This window comes from Lutibacter sp. A64, assembly GCF_022429565.1.
Taxonomy (GTDB): Bacteria; Bacteroidota; Bacteroidia; order Flavobacteriales; family Flavobacteriaceae; genus Lutibacter.
Window position 1 is genome coordinate 2,206,497 of sequence record NZ_CP092487.1, and the last position, 23,037, is coordinate 2,229,533.

16 protein-coding genes are annotated in these 23,037 nt (G+C 28.4%); 6 read left to right on the forward strand and 10 right to left on the reverse strand.

The genetic code is table 11. The features are described 5' to 3' along the window. Positions 1-235: 235 nt before the first annotated feature. Together MKD41_RS09150 and MKD41_RS09155 are read right to left on the reverse strand one after the other, a co-directional pair. Entirely contained in the window at positions 236-835 is a 600-nt protein-coding gene (locus MKD41_RS09150; protein WP_240241996.1) for a DUF3244 domain-containing protein, read from the reverse strand. A 404-nt stretch (positions 836-1,239) separates the two neighbouring features. Further along, positions 1,240-1,839: a DUF3244 domain-containing protein gene (locus tag MKD41_RS09155; protein WP_240241997.1), complete on the reverse strand. Its 600-nt coding sequence runs from the start codon at positions 1,837-1,839 to the stop codon at positions 1,240-1,242. A gap of 200 nt (positions 1,840-2,039) precedes the next feature. On the opposite strand from MKD41_RS09155, the gene MKD41_RS09160 reads away from it, so the two are divergent. After that, positions 2,040-2,918 carry an AraC family transcriptional regulator gene (locus MKD41_RS09160; RefSeq protein WP_240245024.1) on the forward strand — a complete coding sequence of 293 codons (879 nt, stop codon included), beginning with the start codon at positions 2,040-2,042 and terminating at the stop codon, positions 2,916-2,918. A gap of 109 nt (positions 2,919-3,027) precedes the next feature. On the opposite strand, the gene sppA is transcribed toward MKD41_RS09160, so the two are convergent. After that, positions 3,028-4,782, reverse strand: coding sequence for a signal peptide peptidase SppA (gene sppA, locus MKD41_RS09165; protein WP_240241998.1), 1,755 nt, complete (start codon positions 4,780-4,782; stop codon positions 3,028-3,030). A 203-nt stretch (positions 4,783-4,985) separates the two neighbouring features. Here sppA and folK point away from each other — a divergent pair, with 203 nt between their 5' ends. After that, complete coding sequence (gene folK / locus MKD41_RS09170; protein WP_240241999.1) at positions 4,986-6,116, forward strand: 2-amino-4-hydroxy-6-hydroxymethyldihydropteridine diphosphokinase; 1,131 nt, start codon at positions 4,986-4,988, stop codon at positions 6,114-6,116. Between the two features lie 53 nt (positions 6,117-6,169). Here the strand turns inward: folK and gldC are convergent, their stop codons facing one another. Together gldC and gldB are read right to left on the reverse strand one after the other, a co-directional pair. Then, positions 6,170-6,505, reverse strand: a complete 336-nt coding sequence (gene gldC, locus MKD41_RS09175) for a gliding motility protein GldC (RefSeq protein WP_240226491.1) — start codon at positions 6,503-6,505, stop codon at positions 6,170-6,172. Continuing rightward, complete coding sequence (gene gldB / locus MKD41_RS09180; RefSeq protein WP_240242000.1) at positions 6,505-7,464, reverse strand: gliding motility lipoprotein GldB; 960 nt, start codon at positions 7,462-7,464, stop codon at positions 6,505-6,507. The genes gldC and gldB overlap by 1 nt, the downstream gene beginning before the upstream one ends. A 59-nt stretch (positions 7,465-7,523) precedes the next feature. On the opposite strand from gldB, the gene nadE reads away from it, so the two are divergent. After that, positions 7,524-8,312, forward strand: a complete 789-nt coding sequence (gene nadE / locus MKD41_RS09185; protein WP_240242001.1) for an NAD(+) synthase — start codon at positions 7,524-7,526, stop codon at positions 8,310-8,312. Between the two features lie 5 nt (positions 8,313-8,317). Here the strand turns inward: nadE and MKD41_RS09190 are convergent, their stop codons facing one another. Then, complete coding sequence (locus MKD41_RS09190) at positions 8,318-9,151, reverse strand: universal stress protein (protein ID WP_240242002.1); 834 nt, start codon at positions 9,149-9,151, stop codon at positions 8,318-8,320. A gap of 163 nt (positions 9,152-9,314) precedes the next feature. Between MKD41_RS09190 and rimP the strand changes: the two genes are divergently transcribed. Genes rimP through infB form a run of 3 tightly spaced genes read left to right on the forward strand, consistent with a single transcriptional unit; the run spans position 9,315 to position 13,978 of the window. Next, positions 9,315-9,779, forward strand: coding sequence for a ribosome assembly cofactor RimP (rimP, locus tag MKD41_RS09195; protein WP_240242003.1), 465 nt, complete (start codon positions 9,315-9,317; stop codon positions 9,777-9,779). A 12-nt stretch (positions 9,780-9,791) separates the two neighbouring features. After that, the gene (gene nusA / locus MKD41_RS09200) at positions 9,792-11,051 is read left to right on the forward strand and encodes a transcription termination factor NusA (RefSeq protein WP_240242004.1); all 1,260 of its coding nucleotides are present in this window, start codon (positions 9,792-9,794) and stop codon (positions 11,049-11,051) included. A 50-nt stretch (positions 11,052-11,101) separates the two neighbouring features. Further along, positions 11,102-13,978, forward strand: a complete 2,877-nt coding sequence (infB, locus tag MKD41_RS09205) for a translation initiation factor IF-2 (protein WP_240242005.1) — start codon at positions 11,102-11,104, stop codon at positions 13,976-13,978. Between the two features lie 59 nt (positions 13,979-14,037). Here infB and MKD41_RS09210 read toward each other — a convergent pair whose 3' ends face one another. From MKD41_RS09210 to MKD41_RS09225, 4 genes are all read right to left on the reverse strand, one after another. Next, positions 14,038-15,324 carry a hypothetical protein gene (locus tag MKD41_RS09210; protein WP_240242006.1) on the reverse strand — a complete coding sequence of 429 codons (1,287 nt, stop codon included), beginning with the start codon at positions 15,322-15,324 and terminating at the stop codon, positions 14,038-14,040. 91 nt (positions 15,325-15,415) lie between these two features. After that, positions 15,416-16,168, reverse strand: coding sequence for a LytR/AlgR family response regulator transcription factor (locus tag MKD41_RS09215; RefSeq protein ID WP_240242007.1), 753 nt, complete (start codon positions 16,166-16,168; stop codon positions 15,416-15,418). 5 nt (positions 16,169-16,173) lie between these two features. Next, on the reverse strand, positions 16,174-19,086 hold the full coding sequence (locus tag MKD41_RS09220; protein WP_240242008.1) for a sensor histidine kinase: 2,913 nt from the start codon (positions 19,084-19,086) through the stop codon (positions 16,174-16,176). Between the two features lie 282 nt (positions 19,087-19,368). After that, positions 19,369-23,025: an ABC transporter permease/M1 family aminopeptidase gene (locus MKD41_RS09225; RefSeq protein ID WP_240242009.1), complete on the reverse strand. Its 3,657-nt coding sequence runs from the start codon at positions 23,023-23,025 to the stop codon at positions 19,369-19,371. Positions 23,026-23,037 lie beyond the last annotated feature (12 nt).

The following is a 23,037-nucleotide window of genomic DNA, read 5'->3' on the forward strand; positions in this document are numbered from 1 at the left end:
AGTGGGTTTAGAATTACTCGTTTTACTAGATTTTATTCATAAAATTTTAACAGACTAAAGAATTGTTTATAAACAAATAGAATACGCACTACAAACGTTTTATTCATTATAATTAATATAGAATCAACTTAATCTTAATATTAAAAGCTTATTAGTATAAAACAAAAAAAAGATCTTCAAACGAAGACCTTTTTTTTACTAAACCAAACATAAATAATATATAAATTATATACTACTATTTTTTATAAACATTTTGTTCAAATACTTTACCTGCACTTTTGGTTACAACTTTATAACTTCCAGATCTAAGGTCTTTTAAACTTAAAGCTTTGTCTAAATTAATTTTACCATTCAATAATTCGTTATACAATAAATTAGATTCTTCATCGTATAAATTAATCTCTAAATTTTCTTCGTTAAAAGCTATTTTAGAAATAAAAACTAAATCACCATCTTGTCTTACTGTAGGTTTGTAATACGTACTTGTAATTTCATTATTAAATTCAAAACCTTTTGAAGTTACTGTAAATGGCATTAAATTAATTTTTGTAGTACCTTCTACTTCAAAATAATAATTACCAGTTGGCAATGTATTTAAATCGTATTTTTTTGAAAAATAACTTCCTGAAAATTCCTCAGAGTATAAAACTTCTCCATAAGAGTCTTTTACACTTATTGTTAAATCTCCATCAGAATTTTTTAATCGTAAATCAATTAATTTAGAATCAATTGTACTTACTTTTATATCTAGGTTGTTATTAATGTTCGTTGCGCTAATTACTACTGTAGTTAATACGGCTACAATAAGTAAACTTTTTTTAATTAAATTTTTCATAATTTGATATCTTATCAATTAGTATGAGGCAAATATATGGCGGATTTTAACTTTAAAATACCTCAGATTTTTCATATTTATATTCTATTTTAACTATTAATTAATTGTTAAGCTTTTATGGTTAATTTGAAACATAAAGAGGTTAAATAACACACAATGCTAAATTCTTAAAGATCTAAATAGAACTACACTAATAATATTCCTTTCAACATATTTAAGGTACTAAGTGTAATATATTATATATGTAGATATTTTTTTATTAATAGGAAGTAAACAATATTAATTAATACAGTACTAAACTTGCAAGTATTTATTAAAAGAAAAACTATAAAACAAAAAAAAGTCTTCAAACGAAGACCTTTTTTTACTAAACCAAACATAAATAATATATAAATTATATACTACTATTTTTTATAAACATTTTGTTCAAATACTTTACCTGCACTTTTGGTTACAACTTTATAACTTCCAGATCTAAGGTCTTTTAAACTTAAAGCTTTGTCTAAATTAATTTTACCATTCAATAATTCGTTATACAATAAATTAGATTCTTCATCGTATAAATTAATCTCTAAATTTTCTTCGTTAAAAGCTATTTTAGAAATAAAAACTAAATCACCATCTTGTCTTACTGTAGGTTTGTAATACGTACTTGTAATTTCATTATTAAATTCAAAACCTTTTGAAGTTACTGTAAATGGCATTAAATTAATTTTTGTAGTACCTTCTACTTCAAAATAATAATTACCTGTTGGCAATGTATTTAAATCGTATTTCTTTGAAAAATAACTTCCTGCAAATTCCTCAGAGTATAAAACCTCTCCATAAGAGTCTTTTACACTTATAGTCAAATCTCCATCAGAATTCTTCAATCGTAAATCAATTAATTTAGAATCAATTGTACTTACTTTTATATCTAGGTTGTTATTAATGTTCGTTGCGCTTATTACTACTGTAGTTAAAACGGCTACAATAAGTAAACTTTTTTTAATTAAATTTTTCATAATTTGATATTTTATCAATTAGTATGGGGCAAATATATGGTGGATTTTAAGTTTAAAACACCTCACATTTCCCATATTTATATCCTATTTTAACTGTTAATAAAATGTTAACTTTTAAAAGGTTAATTTAGAACATAAACATATTAAATCTAAATAGAATCATTGTTTATTTTATATTTACTTTTGTATATATGGCAAACATGAAAAATACAAAGCCCACATTTAAAAAACTAAATCCAGAATTTGGAAGCTCAATACGCATAAAACAACATAACAAAAACGTAGTTGATGCTGTCCCTTCTTGGCATTTCCACCCAGAGTTAGAGTTAATATATGTTAATAAAGCAAATGGGAAAAGGCATATTGGAAGCCATTTATCACATTTTAACAACAGCCAATTAATACTTATTGGAGCAAATTTACCACATAGTGGTTTTACAGATAGGTTTACTTCTAATGGTACAGAAACTATAATTCAATTTAAAGAAGATTTTTTAGGTAAAGATTTTGTTAATTTACCAGAAATGCAATTTGTAAAGTCCTTATTTATAAAGGCAAAAAAGGGGATTTTATTTAATGTTGAAGCAAAAAAAGTAATTGGACCAAAGATAGAAAAGCTAGCTGAGTATGAAGGTATGGATAGAATTATCCACTTTTTAGAAATTCTAAAAGACCTTGCGCATACAAAAAATTACTCGTTGTTAAATGTAGATGGTTTTGCTTTTGAAATTGAACCACAAGACAATAATAAAATAGATATTATTTTTAGTTTTGTTAATTCAAACTTTAAAAGACCAATTCCTTTAGATGAGATTGCAGAAAAAGTTAGCATGACGGTTCCGGCATTTTGTAGGTATTTTAAAAAATCTACAAATAAAACATTTACCCAGTTTGTAAATGAGTTTAGAATAGTACACGCTACAAAATTACTTGCTGAAAATCACTCGAGTATAACCGAAATTTGTTTTGAAAGTGGTTTTAACAACTTCTCTCATTTCAATAAATTATTCAAAAAATTTACAGGAAGTAGCCCTTTAAAATATAGAAATGAAATGAAAAAACTGTTAGTTCAAAAATAATTATCTTTTTGAATTAACAGTTCTTATTGTAATGTAGGTAAGAAACCCCTCCCATTCTTTAATGGTTCTACCTACTTAACAGTAAGCGTATATTACATAAACTTTTATGCTATTTAATATCTAACACAAACGGAGCTCTAGCTTGAATTCCTTTTAACTTAGAAACTTGCTTTAAGTTTTTATACATTCTATAATTCTCCTCTCCTAACTCTTCAATAATTAATTTTTCTTTTGATTTTGCAAAAGGAAGACTATTAAGTCTATCTTCAAAATCTATATTGTAATTAGGATAATTTCTAACTCTATAATCTGTAACACCGGCCAATTCAGCAGCTTCTGTAATTGCAGCTTCTAAATTACCTAATTTATCTACTAAACCTTTTTCAATAGCCTCTACACCAGACCAAACTCTACCTTGCGCAACACTATCAACTTCCGTTACCAACATTCCACGTCCCTTTGCAACTCTTTCTAAAAAAGTTGTATAAACTTGCTCTACTCCTTCTTGAGTAACAGTTCTAAAAGCATCTGACATTGGTTCAAAAACACTATAATTAGCACTATTATTTGTGCTTACTTGCTCTGCATTAACACCAATATTATCTGCCAATTCACTAATATTTGGCAATACTCCAAAAACACCAATAGAACCAGTAATAGTAGTAGGTTCTGCAAAAATAACATCTGCATTACAAGCAATATAATAACCTCCAGAAGCGGCAACATCTCCCATAGATACAACAATTGGGAGCTCCTTACTTGCTAACTCTAACTCTCTCCAAATTAACTCACTTGTTAGTGCACTACCTCCCGGTGAATTTACTCTTAAAACAATAGCTTTTGTATTTTTATCATCTACCGCCTTTCTTAAAGCATTAATAATTAATTCTGGACCTATATAGTTTTCATCACCTTTACCATATATAATTTCACCTTGTGCATAAATTACAGCAATTTTGTTACTTGCTGAAGATTTTAAACGCCCCTTTCCTGTAGAAATATAATCTTTTAAAGTAATTTTATTTAACTCATCTTCAGTAGAAACACCAACAGCTTCTTTAAGTTTATCCGTATATTCATCAAAATAAATTGCTCCATCTACCATATCATTTTCAAGTGCTAAATCAGCATTTCTTGTCAACAAATTATCTGCAATTGTATTTAATTCTTCAATGGTTTTATTTCTACTTTCAGAAATATCTTGCAACATTTCATTCCAAATAGAAGTTAAAAACGATGTAATTTGAGCTCTATTATTATCACTCATTTCATCATATAAAAAAGGCTCTACAGCACTTTTATATTTTCCATGGCGAATAACTTCCATCTTTACACCTGTTTTATACTGAATATCTTTATAATACAAAACTTCAGATGAAAGCCCTTTAAAATCTACAGATCCGAAAGAATTTACATAAACCGAATCGGCAACAGAGCTTAAATAATAGCTTTGTTGATCGTACATATCTGCATACGACTTTATAAACTTGCCAGATTCTTTAAAATCTAAAAGCGCATTTCTTATTGCTTGCGTTTGGGCAATTCCAGCATTAATACCTGCAAGATCAATACTTATACCTTTTATATTAGTATCGGAAGCTGCATTTTCAATAGCATTTATTATTTTATTTAACCCCATTTTACCATCATTAACCCCAAATATCTCTTCAAAAGGATTATCACTTTTAGGAGCGTAATCTTTAATAACGCCACTTAATTTTAATTCTAAAACCGAATTCTTTTTAACGGTTACTTTTTCAGTTTCTGAAGCTAAAGATGCTATTAAAATAAATAGCATAAAAATAATACCTAAAGCTATAAATGTTCCAAAAATTGATGCTAATAAATTTCTTAAAAATTTCATACGTTTTTTTTATTGTTTTTTTTGAAGGTCGCAAGCTAATCCGTCTACTGGAAGAGCGTTTTATCTTATTATTAAATGATAAATTTTTAAGCAAGTTCGTTTCGTGAAATATACATTTTATATTAAAAAAACTTAAATGTTTATAAGTTGAACCACAAAGATATATTTTTAAATAATACTTTTCTTTTCTTTGTACTCAGTTTATGAAAATATTACGAACAACATATCTTTCTTTAGGAAGCAACCAAGGTGCTAAACTTAAAATTTTACAAGAAGCTATTAATTTAATTGCTGAAAAAATTGGTACTATATCTAAAATTTCATCGGTTTATAAAACTGCTTCTTGGGGTTTTAAAAGTGATGATTTTTATAATATATGTATAGTACTTTCTACAAATTTAAATCCAGAAGATTTGTTAAGTACTATTCATAAAATTGAAGCATCTTTAGGTAGAACACCCAATTTAAGTTCTGAATATAAAGCTAGAACCATTGATATTGATATTTTATTATTTGATGATGAAATAATTTTTTCGAAAGACTTAAATGTTCCTCACAAAGAAATGTTAAATAGAAAATTTGTATTAATTCCTTTAGCTGAAATTGCCCCAAATGTACTTCACCCAATTAAAAAACAACGTATTAAACTACTTGTTAAAGATTGTAAAGATACTAACGAAATAGAAAAAACAACTTTAAAACTTATTCGTCCTATTCCTATTTCAGAAAAATACAATTACATAGCTATTGAAGGAAATATTGGTGCTGGAAAAACCACATTAGTAAATATGATTGCTGAAGATTTTAATGCTAAAAAAGTGTTAGAACGCTTTGCAGACAATCCGTTTTTACCAAAATTTTATAAGGACAACGAACGTTATGCTTTTCCTTTAGAAATGAGCTTTTTGGCCGATAGATACCAACAGCTTACAGATGATTTAGCGCAATTTGATTTGTTCAAAAATTTTATAGTCTCAGATTATTATATTTTTAAATCGTTAATTTTTGCACAGGTAACTTTACAAAAAGAAGAATATTTTTTATATAGAAAAATGTTTGATATTATGTATAAAGAAATTACCAAGCCAGATTTATACATTTATTTATATCAAAATACACCGCGTTTGTTAGAAAATATTAAAAATAGAGGTAGAGATTACGAACAAAATATTGCATCAGAATATTTAGATAAAATTCATAATGGATACAATACCTTTATTAAAACTGAAAAAAAATTAAACACTTTAATTATTGATGTTTCAGATAAAGATTTTCTTAAAAACCCTGAAGATTATGCCGCTATTTTAAAAACCATAAATAATTGCGATTACTAAGTTTTTAGTTATAATCCTAATCAAAGTCTAGGTCAAGAACTTAAAGGCCTTCCCTACTTCTTCAATTCTAATTTTTCAGCAAAATAATCGCAAAAATCACGCATAGTTGCAGCCATTTTATCATCATTTGTAGCATTTTCAAAAGTATTAGCCATAGAAACCAAAGTTTGATGAAAAAACTGTTTCATTTCATCAATCGGCATATCTTTTGTCCATAAATCCATTCTTAAAGTATCTTTAGTATTTGGATCCCAAACAGAAATCATTAAAGCTTTTGCCTCTTCATTGGTAATACCACCTTCTTCTGCGTTCCAATGTAGTTTTTCAGGAACTTTATTTTCATCTAAGCCAACTGTAAATTCTATTTTTGATGTATGTTTTACTGCCATTATTTTTTTGGTTTGTATTTTGATTTGTTAAATATTTGATCTGCATTAGTCTGCAATAATTGCTGCAAAGTTACATTATTATTATTCATATAAGATTTTACAATTTGCCAACCTAACCATACACCAATACTACCAGGTGTTTCTTTATCAATATCTATAAAAAATTTAGAAAACGGTGCTTTATCAACAAAACGTGTTCTTAAATCAGTATCTGAACTATATAACAGTTTATTTTCAATAAAATATTTCCAAATTTGAGATTCATTACTCACTGCCCATTCATATTCTTCTGAAGTATAACCCAATAAACTAGCTTTTGACTGTTTTGGCAAATAACTTTCAATTAAAAACATTCTTTTACCTTCATCTATAATAACATCTAAAAATTGTCGTTTTCTGGTTGTATTAAAATTTCTCTTACTTATTTCAGTTGCAATATCAACAACCAATTGTTTTTTTTCAAAATTCTTAGAAATATATGCCGGAAAATCAATATAAACCGGATTCTTTTTTCCTAAATACATATCTAAAGCAACAAACAATAGGCTATCTGCATATATTACTTTACTTTCATAATCTAAATCTGTAACCAAAGTAATAACTTTAGGTGCTTTAAAATTTTTATTATAATATTTTATATGTTTAAATAAATCTTCAATCTCCAATGTTTCACCTTTAAAATCACCAAAAACTTTTTGAGTTTCATTAAAAAGTTTAATTTCATCTTCGTCTTTAATCTTTTGAAGCCAAATACTATCAGTATTATAAACTGGAAATAAGTAAGGATATTCACTTTTAATTTTAGGTAAAGTTGCTGCTGTAGTAGTATAAAATTGTTGTTCAAACCTATCAATCTCAACATTTACAGCTATATTTGAAACATCTACATCGGTATTAATTTCATTTTTACAAGAAAAACTTATTAATAAAACTAGTAACAGTATTAAAATTTTGTTCATTAATTTATATATTTACGCTTCTTTATTTAAAACGCTAAAATTACTAAAAAAGTTTAATTATGAATACAGAGAAAGTTGTTGAACATATTGTTAACTGGTTAAAAGAATACGCAACAAATGCAAAAGTAAACGGATTTGTAATTGGAATTTCTGGAGGAATAGACTCTGCAGTTACATCTAAACTATGCGCAAAAACCGGATTTCCTGTTTTATGTGTTGAAATGCCAATTCACCAAGGAGAAAACCAAGTTTCTAGAGCAAAAGAGCATATTTTACATTTAAAAGATAATTTTAAAAATGTAAGTTCAACAGTGGTAAATTTAACAACTTCTTTTGAAGAATTTAAATCTGTAGTACCAACTATTGAAGATACAGCTACTGTAAATATGTCTTTAGCAAACACACGTGCGCGCCTACGAATGACAACCTTGTACTATTTTGCAGGTTTATACGGATATTTAGTGGCTGGAACAGGTAATAAAGTTGAAGATTTTGGCGTTGGTTTTTTTACAAAATACGGAGATGGCGGTGTAGATTTAAGTCCAATTGCAGATTTAATGAAATCTGAAGTTTATAAAATTGCTAAATTTTTAGAAGTTCCTGCAAGTATACAAAAAGCAGCTCCAACTGATGGTTTATTTGGAGATAGCAGAACAGACGAAGATCAAATTGGCGCAAGTTACAACGAGTTAGAATGGGCAATGAACCAAGCAGAACTTGGTAAAACCGTTAATGATTTTGAAGGTAGAGAAAAAGAAGTTTTCACCATCTACAAAAGTAGAAACACTGCAAATAAGCACAAAATGGTAGCAATACCGGTTTGCGAAATTCCAAAAGAATTAAAATAAAAATATTATAACTTAAACGTTACTACAGGTAAATTGGCATGGTTTGTTAAATCTTCGCCAATACTTCCATTAAATAAATATGCCAAACCTTTTCGACCGTGTGTATTTAGCACAATTACGTCAGCATCAATTAATTTAGAAAAATTAAGCACTCCAGATTCTACAGAAACATCGTTATAAATATTTAGTGTAAAATCGTCTCCCAAGTCAAAGCCATCAATAAAATTACGTATAGCTTCACTAGAATCTTTGGTTGTTTCAAAATTATTAATTGTATTAATTTTAAGTAAGTGTAATTGAGCATTAAACAATAAAGTAAAATCTAATATTCTCTGAAAAGCAGATCTATTTTCTATATTAAAATTAGAAGCAAAAACAATATTTTCAATTTTAAAATCTTTAATATCGTTTTTAACAACTAGCACAGGTATTTCAGAATTTCTAACAACTTTTTCTGTATTAGAACCAATTAAAATTTCCTCAAGCCCAGATGCCCCTTGAGACCCCATAACAATTAAATCCACTTTTTGTTTTTGACTTTCCTCGAGTATTCCTTCATAAGCTTTATGAAAATTCACAGAATCTTCAACCTCTAGACCTTCTAAAAAAGGAAGTTTTTTAAACTCTTCAAATTTTTCATGAGCTCTTTTTAAAAATAACAATGCCGTTGGAGCATTATTTGTCATACCAAAACTAGTAGGATCAATAACTCCCGAAGGCAATTCTAACATATGTAATAAAAAAATTTTAGAATTGGTTTGTTTTGCTATTGAAGCCGCTACTTGTGCTGCATATTGTGCTTGAATCGAAAAATCTACTGGAACTAATATACTCTTCATAAAAAATAGATTATTTATAGTTATGCTTTTACGTAAAGTTAAGAATTTTAAATTAAAAAAAGAATGATTTTTTATAATTAAAAAATTGTTAGTATATTTGCACCGAATTATTACAGAATTGAGGATTGGAGGGGACGTGAAGTCCCCTCTTTTTATAAAATAAATGGATAAAAATAAAATTATAAATTTAGTAGATCAAGCACTAGAAGAGAACCCAGAGCTATTTTTAATTGATCTAAAATTTTTACCGGACAATAAAATTTATGTTGAGGTAGATGGTGATAAAGGTATTGCTTTAAACGAATGCATACGAATTAGCCGAGCCGTAGAACATAACTTAGACAGAGAAGAAGAAGATTTTTCTTTAGAAGTAACATCTCCAGACATAGCAAACCCTCTAAAAGTAAAACGACAATACCTAAAAAATATAAATCGTATATTACAAGTTAAGTTAAAAGATAATTCTACAGTTGAAGGAAAACTTAACACCGTAAATGAAGAGGATATTGAGTTAGAATGGAAAGCACGTGAACCAAAACCAATAGGTAAAGGAAAAGTTACAGTTATAAAAAAAGCAATAATACCATTTGTGGATATTTTAGAAGCAAAGGTGAAAGTAATATTTTAATAAAATGAATGCATGGAAAATTTAGCATTAATTGAATCATTTTCAGAGTTTAAAGGAGACAAAAACATAGATAGAGTTACGCTAATGTCAATACTTGAAGAAGTATTTAGAGCTGCTTTAAAAAGAAAATTTGGATCTGATGACAACTTTGATATTATTATTAACCCAGATAAAGGTGATTTAGAAATATGGAGAAATAGAGTGGTTGTAGCTGATGGAATGTCTGAAGATGATAATGAAGAAATAGAACTTTCAGAAGCAAGACTAATTGAACCTGATTTTGAAATTGGAGAAGACGTTTCTGAAGAAGTAAAATTAATTGACTTAGGAAGAAGAGCAATTTTAGCATTACGTCAAAACCTAATTTCAAAAATACACGAACACGATAGCACAAATACGTTCAAACATTTTAAAGAATTAGAAGGAGATATTTACAGTGCCGAAGTACATCATATTCGCCACAATGCAATTATATTACTAGATGATGATGGAAACGAAATTGTTTTACCAAAAAGTGAACAAATTCGTTCAGATTATTTTAGAAAAGGAGAATCGGTTCGCGGTATCATTAAAACAGTAGAATTACGTGGTAACAAACCTGTAATAATATTATCTAGAACTTCACCTCAATTTTTAGAAAAATTATTTGAACAAGAAATTCCTGAAGTATTTGATGGTCTAATTACCATAGAAGGTGTTGCAAGAATTCCAGGTGAAAAAGCTAAAGTAGCAGTAGATTCTTACGACGACAGAATAGATCCTGTTGGAGCCTGTGTAGGTATGAAAGGTTCTCGTATTCACGGAATTGTTCGTGAATTAGGAAACGAAAATATAGATGTTATCAACTATACAAAAAACACCCAATTATTTATTGCTAGAGCTTTAAGCCCTGCAAAAGTAGTTTCTATGAAAATTCATGAAGAAGAAGGTAGAGAAGACGGTAAAAAAGGTAGAGTTGATGTATTTTTATTGCCAGAAGAAGTTTCTAAGGCAATTGGTAAAAACGGAGTAAACATTCGTCTAGCATCACAACTAACTGGTTTTGAGCTAGATGTACAACGCGAAGGTGTAGAAGCTGAAGACGATGTAGAATTAACAGAATTCTCCGATGAGATTGAAAACTGGATAATTCAAGAATTCAAAAAAATAGGTTTAGATACAGCACGTAGTGTACTTGAAAAAGATGTAGCTGAACTTTTAAAGAGAACTGATTTAGAAGAGGAAACTATTCTAGAGGTTCAAAAAATATTAAAAGAAGAATTTGAAGATTAAAAATTAATCCTTACATTCTTCAACATAATTTGGCTAAAAGAAAAAATTATATGGCTGACAACAAAACATTGAGACTAAACAAAGTATTACGCGAATTAAACATTTCGTTAGATAGAGCCGTTGAGCACTTAACAAGTCATGGATATGACATTGAGGCACGACCGACAACAAAAATATCTAATGAAGAGTACAATGTATTACTAGATGGTTTTCAAACTGATAGAAACAAAAAGGCCGCTTCAAAAGAGGTAAGTGAAGAAAAACGAAAAGAAAAAGAAGCGCTAAGAATTGCTCTTGAAGAAAAGATGGAAAAACAACGTCTTGAAGAAGAAGCAAAAAAAGTTGTTGTTAAGGCAAAAGCTGAAAAATTAGAATTAAAAACCATTGGTAAAATAGATATTGAACATAAAAAAGAAGCGTCAAGCGCTCCTAAAGTTGAAACATCTAAACCAATAGTTGAAGAGATTAAAGAAGAGGCTCCCAAAAAACCTGAAGTAACTAAAGAAGTTATTGCTGAAACTCCAAAAGTTGAAGAGAAAAAGCAAGAAGCAAAACCTGTTGCTAAAAAAGAAACTCCAAAAGAAGTTACTCCAGAAACACCAAAAGAGATTAAAAAGGAAGTTCCAAAATTCAATAAAACAACACCTAAAAAGGAAGTTGTTAAAACAGAAAAACCAAAGATTGTTGAACCTGTCGCAAAAAAAGAAGAAAAAACTGCTACAGAACAACCTTCTGCACCTCAAACAATTGAAACAAAATACAAAAAGTTATCAGGACCTAAAATTACAGGTAAAAAAATTGATTTAAAACAATTTGAAAAACCTAAAAAGAAAAAACCTGAACCAACTAAAAAAGAAAATACTACAGATGCTAATAAAAAGAAGCGTCGTAGAATTGTAAAAAAAGCAACTCCTGCTGGTGGTAATAGAAGACCTGGAGGACAACATAATAGAGGAGGAAACCAAAGAGGACCATTAAGAGGTGGACCAAGAAAACCTATTATAAAAGAAGAACCAACTGAAGCTGAAGTACAAAAACAAGTTAGAGAAACTTTAGAAAAACTTCAAGGTAAATCTAAAAAAGGTAAAGGTGCTAAATATAGAAGAGATAAAAGAGATCAACACCGCCATCAAACTGAAATAGATCAAGAATTACAAGCAGCAGAAAGTAAAATACTTAAAGTAACAGAATTTGTTACAGTAAGTGAAATTGCTACTATGATGAATATACCTGTTACTAATATTATCTCTACATGTATGTCGTTAGGAATGATGGTAACAATGAACCAACGATTAGATGCTGAAACATTAACAATTGTTGCTGATGAGTTTGATTATAGCGTTGACTTTATTGGTGCGGAAGTAGAAGAATCTATTGAAGAACACCTAGATACCGAAGAAGAATTAGAAGCAAGAGCTCCTGTTATTACCGTAATGGGTCACGTAGATCACGGTAAAACCTCTTTACTAGATTACATTCGTGAAGAAAATGTAATAGCTGGTGAATCTGGTGGTATTACTCAACATATTGGTGCCTATGGTGTAGAACTAAAAAGCGGACATAAAATAGCTTTCTTAGACACTCCTGGTCACGAAGCATTTACAGCTATGCGTGCACGTGGTGGACAAGTTGCAGATATTGTAATTATTGTAGTTGCAGCTGATGATGATGTAATGCCGCAAACAAAAGAGGCTATTAGCCACGCACAAGCTGCTGGTGTACCAATTATTTTTGCAATCAATAAAATTGACAAACCAACTTCTAATCCAGAAAAAATTAAAGAGCAACTTTCTCAAATGAATTTACTGGTTGAAGACTGGGGAGGTAAAATACAATCACACGATATTTCAGCAAAAACTGGTTTAGGTGTAGACGATTTACTTGAAAAAGTAATTCTAGAAGCAGAAATGTTAGACTTAAAAGCAAATCCAAACAAAAATGCTGTTGGTACTGTAGTTGAAGCCTTATTAGACAAAGGTCGTGGATATGTTTCAACAATATTAGTGCAAGAAGGTACTTTAAAAATTGGAGACTTTATGCTAGCAGGTAAACATAGTGGTAAAATAAAAGCTATGTTTGATGAACGTGGAAATAACATGCAAAGTGCAGGACCTTCTACCCCAGTATCTATACTAGGTTTAGATGGTGCACCACAAGCAGGTGATAGATTCCATATATTTGAAGACGAAAAAGAAGCAAAACAACTTGCAACTAAACGTTCTCAATTACAACGTGAGCAATCTGTTAGAACACAACGCCATATTACATTAGATGAAATTGGACGAAGAATTGCATTAGGAGACTTTAAAGAATTAAATATTATCTTAAAAGGTGATGTTGATGGTTCTGTTGAAGCCTTAACAGATTCTTTCCAAAAATTATCAACTGATGAAATTCAAGTAAATATCATTCATAAAGGTGTAGGAGCAATTACAGAATCTGATGTGTTATTAGCTTCTGCTTCTGATGCAATTATTGTTGGATTTAACGTAAGACCATCTGGAAACGCTAGAACCTTAGCCGATAATGAAGAAATTGATGTAAGAACATACTCTATTATTTACGATGCAATTAACGATCTTCGTGATGCAATGGAAGGAATGCTTTCTGCTGAAATTAAAGAAGAAGTTACAGGTAATGTTGAAATTAGAGAAGTTTATAAAATTTCTAAAGTTGGAAACATTGCAGGTTGTATGGTAACTAGCGGAAAAATATTTAGAAATTCTAAAATAAGAATTATTAGAGATAGTGTAGTAATACATTCAGGAGAATTAACTTCTTTAAAACGATTTAAAGATGATGCTAAAGAAGTAGCTAAAGGTTACGATTGTGGTATTCAAATAAAGAATTTTAACAATATTGAAATTGGTGATGTTATTGAAGCTTACCAAGAAGTTGAAGTTAAAAAGAAACTTAAAAGAAATTAATTTCTTACTAAAATATTTAAACAAAAAAATCGAGGCTTTCACCTCGATTTTTTTATTTATTATTCCGTTTCACATTTACAATAACTTCCATAAGGCGCACGAATACTGCCTCTATTTATTCCATTAAAATAAACGCTACCATAATTTCCTCCTCCAGTATAATCCCTTCTAACAATAAATTGTTGCAACATACACTGTCCATCAGAATTTTTTTGAATAACTACTCCAACAGCCCATTGATACAACGGTACACCAGTTACTTTATGTTTAACAGTTGACCATTTATTAGATGTTAAATACTGCTTTAAATTTTTCATACTTGTTTTTCCGTAATATGCATTTAAACCACTAACAGCTGCACTTTTAATCTCTGAGTTCGAATCAAAACTACCTTTACTTGGCATAACTACATTACTTAACTGCTCACCTTTCCAATCTTTACGTAATTCATCAAACTGTTTAAAAGTTACTTTTGAAGTTAATTCTGGATTCTTATAATATTTCTTAATATTTTCAGGATCTTTTGCTGCAATTATAAATTGTTTTGGTTGCGCATTATTCATCCACTTGTGTCCTTCGTTATTGTTTTTATGATACACCTCTGCACCGATTAATAAAACACCAGGCTCTAATAAAAGCACATTAACATTTGTCCATTCTGGTCCATCTCCCATTCCAAATTGAAATTGAATATTACCCTTGTCGGCAGATTTTCTATAACGTTCTGGAACTACACCATAACGCTTTTTTTCTGGAGTAAAAAACGCATTTAATTCATAAGTTGTAGGATTGTATTCAATTGAAAAACCTTCATAAATAGAACCAGGATCATTGTCGAAATGATTTATTGGACCTTTTACAAAATACTGAGAAAAATGATAATAACCAGACAATCCTTTTGAATCTGAAAAACCACCATCATATGCTGGCTTTTTTATAAATTTTGTATTATTCAGTAAATAAATTTGATTGTTTTTAAACTTTTTATCTTCGCTACTTTCCACAGGAGATGGAATTTCGGTAACTACAATACCTTTACTATTAGCCTTATTTCTTAAAGCTTCTTCTTCAGCCAATTGCTGTGCTTGATATTCTTTATATTTTTTAAAATATAACTCCTGTTTTTCTTGATCATTTGGATATTTTTCAGCTAATTCTGCTTTAAACTCTTCATCTGTATAAGTTGCTTCTGAAGAATTTTCACTGCTTGAAGATACTGTATTATCGCTTTTTGTTACTTTCTTTTCTAAAGCTGCTTTAGCTTTATTCTTTAGCATTTTTCCCAATTGTGCCTGTGTTGAATTATAGCATAACACAAATACACATAATAAAATAATTTTTTTCATTAGTAGATATTTAAATTTACTTCAAAAAAAATTAAAATTATTATAGAATCTATATGGTTTTTTCTGAAAACCGCTGTTTTTTTTCTAAAATCTATAAAAAAACTTCCTTTATAACTTCTAAAAAATGATCGCGTTTAGATTTTGAAATTGGAATTCTCTTTTGATTATTCATTAATAAGTAATCTCCATCATCTTTTACCAATTCTTCAACATATTTTAAATTTATTAAATAGGAACGGTGACATTTAAAAAACATAGAATTATTGGCCAATTGCTGTACAAAATGTTTTAACGGTTTACATATAGTTTTTTGTTTACCCGTTATTAAATGTACATTGGTATACATTCCATCAGCTTCAAAATATAAAATATCAGTGTGAGATGTAAATAAGATTCCCTTTGGAATTTCAAGTGCAATTTTATCTACGGATAGTTGTTTTAATGATTCTCGTAATTTATTTAATTGGTCGTTAAAATTTTGTGCCTTTATTGCTTCTTGGGCTTTTGCAATAGCATACTTGAGTTCTTCTACATCTAAAGGTTTTAGCAAATAATCTATCGCCGACATTTTAAATGCTTCAATAGCATATTGATTGTATGCTGTAACAAATATGATTTTAAAATCTATGTTATTTGGAAAATATTCTAATATTTCTAAGCCTGTTTGATTGGGCATTTCAATATCTAAAAATACAATATCTGGTTTAGTAGTATTAATTAAAGTAACTCCTGAAGCTAAATCTACTGCTTCTTGTATATCTACTATATTAGTACAATGATTAGATATTAAATTAGCCAATAAATGTCTGGCACGTTTTTCATCATCAATTATTAAGGCTCTCATATTTATTAGATTGTCATTGTTATAACTACTTTTGTTCCCGTTGGTTTGTTATTGTTATACAAGTCAATTATATCAATAACAATATTACGTTTTAATTTATTTTTATATAAGTGAACACGCTCATTATTTGCTTGTGTAGCAAAAGGTTTATGCTGATTTGGTCGTTTATTTTTTTCTGATTGTGCTCTACCAATTCCATTATCTTCAACAATAATTTGCAAAGTATTCTCCTTAATAATTGTTGCTTCAACTTTTAAGTTTCTATCGTTAGTTTTATGCAACAAACCGTGTTTTAAAGCATTTTCTACATAAGGCTGTATAAACAAAGAAGGCACCTTTATATGTTTTGTATCTAACTTTTCATCTATAAAAATAATATAATGTAATTCTTCTTCAAAACGAATTTTTTCTAATTCTAAATACAATTTTAACGCATTAAGTTCTTCTTGCAATGTTATTTCATTTTGTTGACTAAACACAAGATACATTCTTATTAATCGGCTAAATTTTACTAGATAAGAACTAGCTAGTTCTTTTTTGTTAGATATTATATAATCTTGTATAGAATTTAATGCATTAAAAATAAAATGAGGATTCATTTGCGAACGTAAATTCTCTAACCTAAGATTTGTTATTTTTTTATCCATTAAAATCTTATCAATTTCTACAATACGTTGTAGTTCTTTTTGTTTTAATCTCCATTTAAAGTAAAGCCAAATAATTCCGATTATAAGTATTAAAACTAATGCATAAAACCAAAAGGTTTCCCATAATGGTTTTTCAATTAAAAAAGTAATTGGAGTTGAAAAAACAGCTTGTTTAGAATTTACATTCTTAGCTTGTAATTCAACTGTATATGTACCGCTAGGAAGACTATTAAAACTTATAAATTGAGTTTTTAAAGGTATATTTTTCCATAGCGAATCAATTTCTTTTACACGATATTTATAATTAACATATTTATTGGATTGATAACCACTTGAATTAAAATCTAATCTGATATTGTTATGATTGTAAGACAGTTTATAATACGATGAAATTACGGTATCTCTATTATTAATTATCACCTTTTTTATTTCAACTTTAGAAGTTAAATAATTTTTGAATAATGCATTTCCTTTAGGTAAAATATAAAAAGCATTTGGTAAAATCACAACCAAATGATTTTTTAAAATAATAAACTTATTAATTGTAAAATCTAAACCATCTTGAGTCCCTATAGCTCTAATTATATTAGATTTTGTATGATATTTAAATAGATTATTATCAGTTGCAATCCAAAGTAGTGTATCTGAATCTGCTTTAATAGCTTTAATATGATGTACTTTAGGAAACAAGTTTAAAACCTGCATTATTGAGTCGTTTTCATATTTTAATAATTTATTATGCTGAGTAGCAAGCCAAACAACATTATCTGTTTTAACTAAATCACTAGCCAACAATCTTTTATTATTAAATTTTAACTCTTCAAATGAAAAATTTGAAGTATTGTATTTAAACACACCATCAATATAAGAAACAAACAAATGATTGTTTGCAAACACAGAGTTAATTACACGACTTGAACGAATTATTTGTAATGAATCTGTTTTATATGGTTTATTATAAACAATCCCCTCCTTATAGTTGCCATAAAATAAATTTTCGTTATCAATTTTTGAAATAGTTTTAGCAACAGAAAACTTAGACTTTACATCAATTATTTTATTGATTTTTAAGTTAACAATAAAAGACTCTGAAGCATTTATACTTACAAGTAATTGATTTTTATTTTCATCATAAAATAAATTACCTATAATTTTTTGACCTGGTAATTGCAGGGTTTTAATCAATTTTCCCCCTTCATAAAACAATAATTTCCCTTTATTTGTTCCCAATACAAATTGATTATTTTCTATACTACAAGCCGAAATTACTTTATCTTTTCTAACACTTAAATCAACACTTTTAATATTTAAATTAGGTGATACAAGTACGCCATTATCTAGAGTAATAAACCAATAGTTATTATTAAAATCTACTTCAACCTTAGCAATAGACTCATTTTCGAAAATTTGCTCTACAAATTGCAAAGAATTATTTTGAAATGAATAAATAAACACTCCTGAGGTTGTTAAAAACCAATAATTAGCATTAAACTCTAAAATATTATAAATTTTTAAATGCTTTATTTCATCAGGTGTTCTAAGTAATTTTGATTTATTATCCTTACTATTAATATGGTAAATTAAATTACTTTCTTTATTTTTAAAACTAACAAATACATTATCCGTAAAGGCATAAATACTAGGTGATTGAACACCATTATATTTTTTAATTTCTAATATTTTTTCTATTGAATTACCAGTAATTTTATATACACCCCCTTGTTTTTTATTTTTAATTCCTTCCTTAACAATAAATGCATATGAAATCTTTTTATTATTAGTAGCACTAACTACCAATCCGTCGGTTATTTTTGTAATATTTTTGTTGGATTTTGCTATATCAAAAATTCCTTGAGAGGTATATACTCTAACACTATTTTCTCTAATAACAAAAGGCGATAATTGTCCTTTAACCAATTTATTAGCATCAAAAAACAATTTTAGACTGTCTTTTTCAACATAAAAAATTTGTCCGTAAATATTATTACACCATACTTTTCCTTTGCTATCTTTTTTTAATCCAAAAACTGCAACTCCATATTGCTGCTTATTAATTATTTTTTTATATGTGTTTCCATCATATTTAAACAAACCTTTACCTGCAGATAATAACATGTTGTTATCATCATCTTCAATAATGTCATAAAATACTGTATCTGGTAAATCAGATTTATCCAACAAATTATAACTTACTGGATTTTGACCAATAGCATGTATCAGAAAAAATAAAAATAATAGTTTAGGTAGTGTTTTTTTTATTAAATTATGCATATTCCAAAAATTCAAACTTACAAACTTTATAAAAAATACAATAGTTTTTTTTCTAGATTAAGGGTGTTTTTTTCTAAAGTATAAAATAAACTAGCATTCATAAATTATAGTATAATGCACCTATTTAATTAGTTGTTATTTTACATTATAAAACTCTTCAACTACCTCTTTCAGAATTCCATATTACAAATAATTAATTAAAAAATAAACCTGCCAACAGTGGCAGGTTCAAATTAGTGAAACACACTTTTAAATTGATTTTAACTATTAAATAACGATTTATTAGAGCCCTCTCCTATTATCTTCAGAGTTATTGTCTATTAACTTATTGTAAGGATCTACACCAACTTCCGTTGGTTTCTTATCTACAATAATGCTCACTTTATTATTAATTGAAGTTATCTTATGCTTCTTTAAATAGAGTTCTACTTCTTCTTTTTCCCCTTCTATTTCTTCATCATAAAAAACACCAATTTCAACATAATCTTTTAATGGAAGTGACATTTCAGGCTTCCTCATTTTATCTGTTTTATAAGTAAGAGTATCTCCTAGTTTTTCGCCATAAATACGTTTTCCTGAATCATTAAGTCTGTATTTATTCACATTAAATTCTATATCTACTTGATATTTTCCGTTTTCTAATTCGGTCGATTCTACATTAACAATTCTATTTCTATACAGTGTAATTGTTTCAAACATATCTTTAATTACATATTGTAAAGAATCTGGTGTAGCTTCTTTTATATACTCAACCATTTCAATAGAAGTTGTGTATGGTGGTTCTTGAAACTTTACTTTATCTACATATTTTTTTATGATTGCATTTAAATTTTCTTCACCTATAAAATCACTTAAAGCATACATAACTAAAGAGCCTTTTTTATAATGAATGTACATTTGACCATCATTATACATTAACGGGCTTTCTCGTTTTTGTTCTAAAGTTCTACCTTGTAAATATTCATCTAAAGATTCTTTTAAATACTTACGCATTTTCTTTTTGCCGTGTTGGTGTTCTAACACTTTTAATTTTACGTAATCAGACATACTTTCAGATAACATAGTTGCACCTTTTACATCGGCTCCAATTACTTGATGTGCCCACCATTGATGCGCCAATTCATGCACAGTAATTGCAAAACCGTAGTCTACGCCTCCTTTGTCCGAATCATCTACATCAGCAATAAATCCTACGCCTTCTGAAAAAGGAATTGTGTTTGGAAATGATTGTGCAAAACTTCCGTCTGTTCTAGGAAATTCAACAATACGAGCTTGTTTGTGTTGGTACGGACTAAAATATTTAGAATTGTAATCTAAAGAAGCTTTCATTCCATCTAACATTCTGTCTAAATTATATTCGTGTCCTTTATGATAATAAATCTCTAAATTAACATCGTTCCAAGTGTCTTTTTTCACTTCGTATCTTGCAGAATTAAAGGCATAAAAATTCAATATTTTACTATCCATTTTATAATGAAAATAACGCCTTCCATCTTCAATCCATTCTTTTTGCAAATATCCCGGAGCTATTGCAATTTGATCTTCTGAAGTACTTACCGTCGCTTCAAAATCTATCCAATCAGAATCACTAGAAATATACGTGTTTCCTAAAGCTGTTGAATCAGTTGGAAACGGTCTTAATTTATTCTCTGGCAACTCATACTTTTCACGAACTTTATCATCCGTTAATTCACCGCCACTTGAATAACCTAAAAAAGGAAACAACACTTTATTATTTATAAATGTTCCATTTTCTTTTACATCTGAATGAATTCTAAGAAATGTATTTGGTTTGTTTTCAACTTGAAAATTTAACTCTAAGCTATCGCCAGGCAACAAGGCTTTTTCTAACTTATAAATATCGAAATTATGAATAGTATCTTCTAAAACTAAGGTATTGTTTTTATTGAAAGTAAACGTACTTGGATAACTGTTATGGCTTAATAAAATACTATCAATTTTTTCTGAAGATTTATTCACCATTGTATAAATTCCATCAGCTTTAAAATCTAACTCTTTTGGATAAATATCAAAATTAACATTTACGGCTACAATTCTAGGTTGAATTTTACCATCGAACTTCTTATATTTTTTCTCCCATTCAACTTGTAACAATTCGCGCTCTTTTGCAGAAGTTCTTTCGTTTAAAATATTGTTTTCATAATAAATTCTATAACCTAAACTTAAAAAAGCGACTAAAAACACTACAAAACCGATTAAATAAACTCCTTTAAAACGATTTTTAGCTATAGATAACCGTTCTTTAAATGAATGTGGCAACCCTCTAACCCAAAATAATGCTGAAACAATAAATAATACAATTCCTGCAAAAACCCAGTAAATTTTGTACGTTATATAACTACTAAAAGACGCTCCATAACCATTCATATCTGAATACGAATATCCAGGACCTTGATTGTATTTAAATATGGATTGTTCTATACCTGCAAAACTTAAAAACGGTAAACCTATAGAAATAACCAACAATATAAAAAGGCCTAAATACGCATTACCAACCAATGTTTGAATACATATTGCTAAAAATGCCCAAATAGCAAAATGAACAAATTTTAAAACTAATAATTCGTACAAATACTGATCTATTTCAAAATTATAGTAACCTCTATAAATTTGAAAAATAATACCACCAACCATAATAACAAATAGCAGTACCAATTGCATTTTTAACAAGGCTACAAATTTTGACAATAATAAAGTCCAATTTGGAATTGGAGTTACATCTATTAAATGATTAGATTTTGCCATTTTTCCTCTTTGCACAAGCATTCCTGCATATAAAAAAGTAAGAATATTTATAAATAAAGAGAAGGTATTTCCAGGATACAATAACATTTGCCAAGTAGTTGGGTATGTTTTAGTTCCTGATATTTCACCTAAAGAAATAGACATTATTAAAATAAAAATAAGGCCAACAAGTAAAATACTTAAAAAAGGCCAACTTTTTATAATGAATTTAAAATCTAAATTAGAAATTCTCCAAGATGTTTTTAAATTTTGTAAAAATGAAAAATCATAGGTAACTTTTGGCAATTCAATTCTTGTTATACCTCCAAAATTACTTTTTGTAACGCGTTCAGCTTTTTGTTTTCTAAAACTAAATGTTAACGCATTTTGACTAAACGAAAAATACTTAAAAACCATTCCAAAAATAACAGCTGCAATCGCCATCCACAATAATCGGTTATAAATAACAACACCTTTAAACGGAATTAGCAATTCGTTTTGCTCTGCAACTGTCCAATAACGTGTATAATAATTTGCTGCCTGCGCTCCAAACGGATCTAACATTGCAGATAAAAATCGGTTATCAATATCTCTTAATAAACTTTCTGAAACTCCTTGAATTAGCATTAACATTACAACCACAATAAAACCTGCGGAAATATTACGTGTAAAAGTAACCGTAGCAAATACAATGGCTCCAAATAAAAATACATTTGGAATTATATAGATTAAATAAGAATGTAAATACGGAACAAACCTAAAATTACCCACAATTTCAGGGTTTGTTCCTGGAAGCCTGAATCCAATAAAAATTCCCAAACCAATTACTAATACAATTATAGTAACTATTAAAAATGAGCTTAAAAATTTTCCGAATAAGTAATTGGCTTTTGTAAACGGATACGAATACAAAATGGTATGCATTTCACTTTTGAAATCTCTAAAAATAGATACGCCAATTATTGATGGAAATAAAAAATAGATTAAAATGGTTAATCCATTAAACATTCCATTTAAATTCATTGGAGAATTCACAATTTTTGAAGACCCCGTACTTAACGTAAGTGAATCAAAAATACCTGCTGCACTTGCTGCAACAAATAACGCTATCACAAAAAAGACAGCTAAATATATATAAAATGAAGGTTTTTTAAACCAATATTTTAATTCGTGTTTAAATATTGTAGTAAACATATAGGTACGTTT

Excerpts from the sequence above, each read along its gene's own strand:
- MKD41_RS09150 (WP_240241996.1), bottom strand. The coding sequence starts at position 835 with ATGAAAAATTTAATTAAAAAAAGTTTACTTATTGTAGCCGTATTAACT.
- MKD41_RS09155 (WP_240241997.1), bottom strand. The coding sequence starts at position 1,839 with ATGAAAAATTTAATTAAAAAAAGTTTACTTATTGTAGCCGTTTTAACT.
- MKD41_RS09160 (WP_240245024.1), top strand. The coding sequence starts at position 2,040 with ATGAAAAATACAAAGCCCACATTTAAAAAACTAAATCCAGAATTTGGA.
- sppA (WP_240241998.1), bottom strand. The coding sequence starts at position 4,782 with ATGAAATTTTTAAGAAATTTATTAGCATCAATTTTTGGAACATTTATA.
- folK (WP_240241999.1), top strand. The coding sequence starts at position 4,986 with ATGAAAATATTACGAACAACATATCTTTCTTTAGGAAGCAACCAAGGT.
- gldC (WP_240226491.1), bottom strand. The coding sequence starts at position 6,505 with ATGGCAGTAAAACATACATCAAAAATAGAATTTACAGTTGGCTTAGAT.
- gldB (WP_240242000.1), bottom strand. The coding sequence starts at position 7,464 with ATGAACAAAATTTTAATACTGTTACTAGTTTTATTAATAAGTTTTTCT.
- nadE (WP_240242001.1), top strand. The coding sequence starts at position 7,524 with ATGAATACAGAGAAAGTTGTTGAACATATTGTTAACTGGTTAAAAGAA.
- MKD41_RS09190 (WP_240242002.1), bottom strand. The coding sequence starts at position 9,151 with ATGAAGAGTATATTAGTTCCAGTAGATTTTTCGATTCAAGCACAATAT.
- rimP (WP_240242003.1), top strand. The coding sequence starts at position 9,315 with ATGGATAAAAATAAAATTATAAATTTAGTAGATCAAGCACTAGAAGAG.
- nusA (WP_240242004.1), top strand. The coding sequence starts at position 9,792 with ATGGAAAATTTAGCATTAATTGAATCATTTTCAGAGTTTAAAGGAGAC.
- infB (WP_240242005.1), top strand. The coding sequence starts at position 11,102 with ATGGCTGACAACAAAACATTGAGACTAAACAAAGTATTACGCGAATTA.
- MKD41_RS09210 (WP_240242006.1), bottom strand. The coding sequence starts at position 15,324 with ATGAAAAAAATTATTTTATTATGTGTATTTGTGTTATGCTATAATTCA.
- MKD41_RS09215 (WP_240242007.1), bottom strand. The coding sequence starts at position 16,168 with ATGAGAGCCTTAATAATTGATGATGAAAAACGTGCCAGACATTTATTG.
- MKD41_RS09220 (WP_240242008.1), bottom strand. The coding sequence starts at position 19,086 with ATGCATAATTTAATAAAAAAAACACTACCTAAACTATTATTTTTATTT.
- MKD41_RS09225 (WP_240242009.1), bottom strand. The coding sequence starts at position 23,025 with ATGTTTACTACAATATTTAAACACGAATTAAAATATTGGTTTAAAAAA.